General features: G+C 46.0%; 6 protein-coding genes. 4 read left to right on the forward strand and 2 right to left on the reverse strand.

What is annotated here, in order from left to right; all coding sequences use genetic code 11:
- Together RMO84_RS17040 and RMO84_RS17045 are read left to right on the forward strand one after the other, a co-directional pair.
- A partial coding sequence (locus tag RMO84_RS17040; protein ID WP_310489629.1) for a hypothetical protein occupies positions 1 to 232 on the forward strand: 232 nt, incomplete at its 5' end.
- Positions 233 to 266: 34 nt separating this feature from the next.
- The gene (locus RMO84_RS17045; protein WP_310489630.1) at positions 267 to 575 is read left to right on the forward strand and encodes a hypothetical protein; all 309 of its coding nucleotides are present in this window, start codon (positions 267 to 269) and stop codon (positions 573 to 575) included.
- 91 nt (positions 576 to 666) lie between these two features.
- Here the strand turns inward: RMO84_RS17045 and RMO84_RS17050 are convergent, their stop codons facing one another.
- Complete coding sequence (locus RMO84_RS17050) at positions 667 to 2,199, reverse strand: trypsin-like peptidase domain-containing protein (RefSeq protein ID WP_310489631.1); 1,533 nt, start codon at positions 2,197 to 2,199, stop codon at positions 667 to 669.
- 414 nt (positions 2,200 to 2,613) lie between these two features.
- Here RMO84_RS17050 and RMO84_RS17055 point away from each other — a divergent pair, with 414 nt between their 5' ends.
- Both RMO84_RS17055 and RMO84_RS17060 read left to right on the forward strand, forming a co-directional pair.
- A complete protein-coding gene (locus RMO84_RS17055; protein WP_310489632.1) occupies positions 2,614 to 2,919 on the forward strand; it encodes a hypothetical protein in 306 nt (101 codons plus the stop codon).
- A 97-nt stretch (positions 2,920 to 3,016) separates the two neighbouring features.
- Positions 3,017 to 3,322, forward strand: a complete 306-nt coding sequence (locus RMO84_RS17060; RefSeq protein ID WP_310489633.1) for a hypothetical protein — start codon at positions 3,017 to 3,019, stop codon at positions 3,320 to 3,322.
- Between the two features lie 330 nt (positions 3,323 to 3,652).
- On the opposite strand, the gene RMO84_RS17065 is transcribed toward RMO84_RS17060, so the two are convergent.
- Positions 3,653 to 5,294, reverse strand: a 1,642-nt coding sequence (locus RMO84_RS17065; RefSeq protein ID WP_310489634.1) for an ABC transporter ATP-binding protein, incomplete at its 5' end; no start/stop codon positions are given.

The following is a 5,294-nucleotide window of genomic DNA, read 5'->3' on the forward strand; positions in this document are numbered from 1 at the left end:
GGTCGAGCGCGTCAAGACACAATCGGTGGCAGTACTGCAATCTGACGAAAGATCGGTGTTTTTACGGGTATATTCCTGGAAAATCCATCTGACGGAATGTAGTTATCGATACGAACGCACCAGACACAAACTTCAAACCATAGTTCGCGCCATCAAACTCAGGCTAAAGTTGAAATTAGATCTCAAAGTTCGATCTTGGCGATCGCCAAAGTTTTGTTGTTTTGAGTGTTAATTAATTACGATCGATCTCTCCTTGCAATTGTTAAATGATGAACTTCAAATCTCTACTCGTATTCGCTCTTGGCTTTGCTACACTCGGTTTATCATTGCCCGCTCATGCTGATACCGCTACAGTCGTCAGCAACAATCAAAGCGCAATTGTCACTGGCAATGGCAACACCACCAATCAAACCAACATTACTTCGGTACGCAACGCTCAAACTGGTCGCAGAACCACTAGCAGCACTGGTAATGTGGTAACTAACAATCAAGCGATCGATGTTGCTGGCGATAACAATACGACTAATCAAAGCAACCAAGCAACGATTCGCAATTACCAACGTCGCAGTCGCTAGTATTTAGCTACTCAATTAAGAAGGCGATCGCTTGCATTGTTCGAGCGATCGCCAGAATTTTAAGCAAATAAATTTACCCAGATCGACAACCTTATTTAAACCGATTCGTTACCCCTAATTCGGCGAGTTGCACCTCGATCGCGTTGACGAGCGAACCATCGGCGATCTCTAATTCCTGGCACATGTCTCTCGCCCGCCCTAAATCTTCGAGCGCGCCCGATCGATCTTCAAAGAAATTCTTTTTCAAAGTGCCGCTGAAGTAGTAACTCGCCGGACTGCGCGGGACACCAGTGGCATCGAGATCGACTTTGAGGATCCGATCGAGATCGGCTGTGGCACCCGATCGATCGTTGAGTTTTAGTTTGACTAACACTCTCAATGCATAATAAGTCGGATTGTCTGGCTCGATCGAAATCGCCCGATCTGTATCTACCAGCGCGCCCTGAAAATCGCCCATGCGGAGTTTGGCATCGCCGCGATTGAGATATACGCCCGAGAATGTCGGTTTGAGCGCGATCGCTCGATCGTAGTCGGAGCGTGCGCTGGCAAAATTTTTCAGTTTGACTAGTTTAAAATTGCCTCGGGCGTAATAAGCCATCGCATATTTGGCATTATTGGCGATCGCCAGATCGTAGTCTGGCATTACTTTGTCAAACTCTTGCAACTGCAAGTACGCAAACCCCCGCAAGAGATGAGCTTTTGCTTGTTTGGGATTTAAGGCGATCGCCCGATCGTAAAATTGAATCGCCGCCCGCCGTTTGGATCCGATCTCACTCGGATCGGTATCATCATTAGACTCGATCCACTTACTATAGCCTCTGAGGACATATTCATCAGCATTAGTCTGACTATCGACAGCAGCAAGCGGCACGCTACCAATATTGACGCCAATCTGCTGGAGTGCGCGTATTAAAATCTCGACCGGAATCCCCCGATTGATACCGACTTTCATGCCTTCTTGACCATTATCAAAAGCAACGAGTGTCGCTTTGTTGCGATAGCGATCGCCTTGTCCGTGAATGGCAACGACGCGCCCTTCGCGATCGAAGACGGCACTGCCACTCATTCCTGGCAACGTCATCGCATCATAACCGATCGTATACCCGCCCCGATCTTCAGGCATTCTATTCCTAACGACAACCAATGCTTGACCGTCATTGAACTGAAATCCTGGTTTGGTCGCGGGAAAGCCAGCGGTATAGATGACATCATCCGCTTTGAGACTGGCGGAAGTATCGATTTGAGCGATCGCGTATTGTTTAGGACTGCGGAACTGGACGATCGCCAAATCCACATCCGCACCCAAAATCTTGACTGCTGGAGCCGCAACTGGATGTTTTTGGCCGTCAGGAGTTGTGATGATATAGCTGGCGGCTGCGGGCGGAGTAGCACACTGTTGGGTATTCGTAATCTTGCAAACAACATGCCGATTGGTGACGATCGTATAAAGATTGCCTTGCCGCTGAATGATAAATCCCGATCCGACTTCTTGGATCTGCTGGTTCTCGATCGAGACGGTAACACTTTGGGCGATGCGTTTTACTTGGGCACTACTTTTAGCAGTAGCGATATTTGCAGATAGTCCGATCGTCGTAAGGCAAATTAGAATTAGTGGATATTTCACGATCTCGACCTTCATTAACTCAGGTAATCATAATACAGTAGTGTTAACGAGCAGCGATCTATCGCAAACAGCGATTGCCAAAAGTGTGCTGTTATTAGTGAAAACTTTTAGCCTCACGACAAAATCTGCAATATTCTCAATCGATCGATACAAATAATCCCTATCACCGCAAGGATTTCACCACGATTTAAGGATAATTCTAATTTTAGCTAGCAATATTTCTGGAAAGTGAATATCTCGATCTGTAGTTATCAGTACGAGCGCAACAGACACAATAAACACTCTAGTTAACACCGCCAAAACTCAGATTAAAGTTGAAATTATATCTCGAAGTTTTACGGAATTAATCAAAAAGATTTGTAGTCTCAAGTGTAAGTAAATCTTTAATAACTCACTCATTAGGAATATTCGATCGTGAACTTCAAATCTATCCTCGTTGTCGGTCTCAGCTTTGTTTCCATCGGTTTATCGCTCCCCGCTCATGCTGATACCGCAACTGTTGTTGATAGCAATCAAAGCGCAATTATCACTGGCGATCGCAACAGCACTTACCAAAATAACACCACTGACGTCAGCAATTCACAAACTGGTCGGCGCACTACTAGCAGCACTGGTACTGCGGCTTCAAACACTCAGGCTGTTGATGTCCAAGGCAACCGCAACAACACTATTCAAAACAACGGTACGACTGTCATTAACACTATCCGCCGCACTCGCTAATCATCCTTAGTGCGGTTGCAAAACACTTCATTTGCGATCGCCTATCTCAACATTTTTCAATTGTAATTAACTCACTTACTCAATAGAAATCTAAATCATGAACTTCAAATCTATTCTCGTCGTCGGTTTAAGCTTCGTTTCCATCGGTTTATCGCTCCCCGCTCATGCCGATACTGCAACTGTTGTTGACAGCAATCAAAGCGCGATTATCACTGGCGATCGTAACAGTACTTACCAAAATAACACCACTGGCGTCAGCAATTCCCAAACTGGTCGGCGCACTACTAGCAGCACTGGTACTGCTGTCTCTAATACTCAAGCTGTTGATGTCCAAGGTAATCGCAACACAACTATTCAAAACAACGGCACGACTGTCATTAACAGCATCCGTCGCAATCGTTAAATTAATCGATAGTCGATCTAGTCCCGAATATTAAATACCGAGCATTAACACAATGTCCCCGATCTCCTTGAGAAATCGGGGACATTTACTAGTTATAGCAGTCGCCAAGGCTATTAGGACACAGCGATTGAAATCACGGATGCAATCACGCGGAGGTTTCCTCCGCATGTGTTGCACCAAGCAGCCGCTGGTGATGCAAAGTCCGCCTGTCTTGTCTCGCATAATCCGGGAGGAAACCTCCCGGTTGCGAGCCGCTGCGCGGACTAACAAAAAAACGTCCTAAAAATCTTAGCTATATCAATTAGCAATTATCAATTATCAATTATCAACTTACTGATAACCTGCGGCTTGAAGCGAGAACAAATGAGCGTAACGTCCGCCAGCTTGGAGTAGCTGCGCGTGCGAACCTTGCTCGATAATTTCTCCACTTGCCATCACCACAATTTTATCTGCCATTCGCACCGTCGAAAACCGATGCGAAATCAAGACTACCATTCGATCTTGAGTGAGCGATCGAAAATGATTGAAAATATTCATTTCCGCCTCGGCATCCATCGCCGCAGTCGGTTCGTCGAGGATCAAAATATCTGCATCCGATCGCATAAATGCTCGCGCTAGAGCAATTTTTTGCCATTGTCCGCCGGATAATTCTTGACCGCCTTTAAACCATTTACCTAACTGGGTATCGAATTTTTCAGGGAGGGTGTCGATAAAGGGTTTTGCCATCCCTTTATTAGCCGCGATGTCCCATTCTTTGCGATCGTCGAGATGTTCGACATCGCCCACACCCACATTTTCCCCGACTGTAAATTGATATTGAACGAAGTTCTGAAAGATTACCCCAATTCTGCGTCTCAATACATCGACATCCCAATCTCTTAGATCGACACCATCGAGTAAAATTCTGCCGCTGGTGGGCGTATATAGGTTGGTTAATAGCTTGATTAGGGTAGTTTTTCCCGAACCATTTTCACCAACGATCGCGAGTTTTTCACCGAGTGGCAGATGCAGTGAGATATTATTTAAAACTGGTCGATTGCTACCAGGATAACTAAACGAAACATTCTCAAAGCGAATCCCATCTCGCACATTTCCGCGTGTAATGCGACCTTGCGATTGGGGCATCGGTTGGTCTAAAAACTCGTAGAGATTGGCTAAATATAGATTATCTTCATACATGCCCCCGATCGAAGTTAGAGCCGATGCAAAAGTAGATTGTCCCTGTCTGAAAACAATCAAATACATCGTCATTTCACCCAAGGTAATAATGCCCGCGATCGCTTCGATGATAATCCATGCATAAGCTCCATAAAATGCGATCGTACTCAGCAAGCCTAATAAATAGCCCCAAATGCCTTTTTTAATCGTTAGATTGCGATCTTCCTTATAAAGCATATTGAAGATATTGCGGTACCGCTGCAACAGCATGTCACCGAGCTGATAGAGTTGCACCTCTTTGGCATAATCTTCGCGTGCTAGTAATGTCTCTAAATAATGTTGCTGGCGAGTTTCGGGCGATCGCCAGCGAAACAACCGGAAGGCATGTTCGGAAAACCGCGTCTCAGCAATAAACGCTGGAATTGCTGCCACAATCAGCACCACCACCGCCCACCCCGAAAATCGCCATAGCAAGCCGCTAAAAGTAATCAGGGTCAATGCGGACTGACACAGCCCAAACGTGCGCGTAATCAGCGATAACGGACGGCTGGAGGCTTGCGATCGCGCCTGACTCATCTTGTCGTAAAATTCAGAATCTTCAAAATGTGCCAGATCCAATGTCAAGGCTTTTTCAAGAATCGATTCATTGACGCGTTGCGCTAGCAGTACTCGCAGTAACGATTGACTGATAACTAATCCCTTTTGCACCGCAGATAATAAGACGATCGCGACAGCTTCCAGTCCTACGTACATCAGCGCATGTTGACGATCGATCTGTAACCCGCTCCGATTCGCTAACACCACACTATCGACG

The sequence above is a fragment of the Chamaesiphon sp. VAR_69_metabat_338 genome, assembly GCF_031423935.1.
In the GTDB taxonomy this organism is placed as follows: domain Bacteria; phylum Cyanobacteriota; class Cyanobacteriia; order Cyanobacteriales; family Chamaesiphonaceae; genus Chamaesiphon.

Coding starts and splice junctions, on each gene's coding strand:
- RMO84_RS17045 (WP_310489630.1), top strand. CDS start 267: ATGATGAACTTCAAATCTCTACTCGTATTCGCTCTTGGCTTTGCTACA.
- RMO84_RS17060 (WP_310489633.1), top strand. CDS start 3,017: ATGAACTTCAAATCTATTCTCGTCGTCGGTTTAAGCTTCGTTTCCATC.